At 43.1% G+C, this 2,299-nt stretch carries 3 protein-coding genes; all 3 read left to right on the top strand.

Translation table 11 applies throughout. From position 1 onward, the window contains the following. Positions 1-327, top strand: a 327-nt coding sequence (locus IH879_22505; GenBank protein ID MCH7677700.1) for a BamA/TamA family outer membrane protein, incomplete at its 5' end; no start/stop codon positions are given. Beyond that, the gene (locus tag IH879_22500) at positions 324-989 is read left to right on the top strand and encodes a DUF4390 domain-containing protein (GenBank protein ID MCH7677699.1); all 666 of its coding nucleotides are present in this window, start codon (positions 324-326) and stop codon (positions 987-989) included. The genes IH879_22505 and IH879_22500, both read left to right, overlap by 4 nt. Further along, a partial coding sequence (locus tag IH879_22495) for a HAMP domain-containing protein (GenBank protein ID MCH7677698.1) occupies positions 986-2,299 on the top strand: 1,314 nt, incomplete at its 3' end. The genes IH879_22500 and IH879_22495, both read left to right, overlap by 4 nt.

Raw genomic sequence — 2,299 nt, 5'->3', positions numbered from 1 at the left:
AACTCCATTCGTGGTTACCCGTTCAGCCGTTTAACACCTCTGGGCGGCGGCACCAAGCTGATCTTAACCAACACCGAATTTCGTTTTCCGCTCACAACGGAAAATTTTCCGTATCATAAATCTTCTGGCGTTGTTTTCTTCGATGCCGGCGGCATTTGGATGCCAGGTGAAGACCCCAGGTTGGAAGATTTCTTTGCTTCATTTGGGGTGGGGGTTCGGGTCAGGCTGCCGGTGATTGGCGTCACCCGGTTCGATTTTAGTTTCCCTTTAAATAAATTTGATGAAAACGACTTTAAGGCACATATTTCTTTAGGGCACACTTTTTGAGAAAGTTTGTTACAGAGTCTTTCATATTTATTCTAATATCCGTCACCTTTCCTTCGCTTGCTTTTGCTCAGGCGGGCGGTGAGATCCGGGTAGAACGGATTACGCCAAAATTGAGCGGTGATTCCCTTTTGGTTTCCGCCGATTTTAAGAATTTATTTTCAAGAAAAATCGTCGGAACCATTCAAAGCGGCTTGCCTTCAATTGTTGAAATACAAATTAAGCTTCTCGAAGGAACCAAACAAATTGTTCGCAAACCGATTTCACGAAGCATTGAGTTCGATGTCTGGGAAGAGCGCTATGTCGTCCGGAGCCCGGATACCACGGAGGTTTATTTTGAGTTTGAACAAGTCAAGCAAGCGGCCAACCGTTTGCTGAATGTGGTCTTAATTTCAAAAGGTTTATTGACCGCGAACCAAAATTATACAATTCAGATCCGGGTTGGAATTGTGCCGATTTCGGCGCATCAGGCAAACAAAGTTTCATACTGGCTGGAAAACCCAAATCAGTCTGAAGAAGCGATCGCCTCTGACAATCGTTCCAGCGGATTTTCATTAAATATAAACAAACTCGTCTCCTTTTTTGTGAACAAAAAAAAAGGCTCGCAGTTCAGCTCGAAGTGGTTTTCGTCCCGGCCGTTTAGATTAGCTGAATTAAAACAATGAAGCGAATTCGTACAAAACTCGTCCTGTCACTTTTGGTTAGCACGTTGCTTCCGATTTATCCGGTTTATTACCAGGTCAAAAATCTTTTGCAGCAAAGCATTGAAGTCGGGTATAATGAAAATGTCGAAATGGCCCTGGACCAGGCGGCTGCAATTTCCCGGGAGCTTTATTCGGTTTATAAAGATCAAACTTTGTCACAAGCAATGGAGTTATCATCTTCCGAATGGGTAAGAAAATTGTTTGAGCAGAGAAACGGCAGAGCATCTGAGATTGAAGAAGAATCGAAATCGATAGGAGGCAAAATCGACATATTTGATCTGAAAGGAAATTTGCTGCTCACCGGAAGCAGCGCCCAGGAACATGCGTATCCGATGATTTACCAGAATACCGTTGTTCAATTAACGAAAAAACAAACCCCTGAAATTCTCGATATTGTTAACGACCCGGCCCATATTCTTGCTTTCGCACCGATCAAATCAAACAGCAAACAAAAAGGATTTTTAGTTGTTACTAAAATTGTCGACGAGGAATTTACAATCGGTTCTAAACAAATTGTGAGAGTGAACCAGATGTTTAAAACTCTGGACTTTTTTGAAGGAGAATTGACCTCTGGCTTTCTGCTTTTCTTTTTTGTGGTTTATATTCCGGTGGCTGGGCTTTCTATAGGCCTTGGTATTTATTTTTCACGGAAAATTACTTCGCCGCTTCTAAGTCTGGTAAAAGGTACCCAGAAAATTGCCGGAGGCGATTGGGATTACCGGGTGAAGGCGGATTCAAAAGATGAGGTTGGTGACCTGGTCCATGCATTTAACACCATGATCACCGCTTTGAAAGAAAAGCAGGATCAGGTTGTCTCCCTTGAGAAAATGGCCGCCTGGCGCGAAATCGCCCGCATTTTAGCCCATGAGATTAAAAATCCTCTCACCCCCATTCAACTAACCGTGCAGCAAATGAAGGATAAATATGAGGGCGACGATCCTGAATACGGCAAGTTGCTGGAAGAATGCTCGGAAATCGTAACCGACGAGATTGAAAGTTTGCGAACTCTTGTTCGTGAATTTTCCGAGTTTGCCCGCATGCCCAAACTCAGCCTTTCCCATGGAGATTTAAATGAGCTGGTGGAAGAAGTCAGAAAGCTCTACCCAAATAACAATATAAGTTTGGAATTGGAGCGGACTTTACCTGAACTGCATTTCGATCACGAAAAAATGCGGCGGGTGATTATAAATTTAATTGAAAACGGCCTTGACAGCATCAATGAAAAAGGTGTGGGAGATATTCAAATTCGAACGAGTTTAGAAGATAACATG

The organism is candidate division KSB1 bacterium, from assembly GCA_022562085.1.
GTDB lineage: Bacteria > Zhuqueibacterota > Zhuqueibacteria > Oceanimicrobiales > Oceanimicrobiaceae > Oceanimicrobium.
The sequence above is the reverse complement of the archived record's forward strand: the minus strand, read 5'-3'. Positions and strand labels throughout refer to the sequence as shown.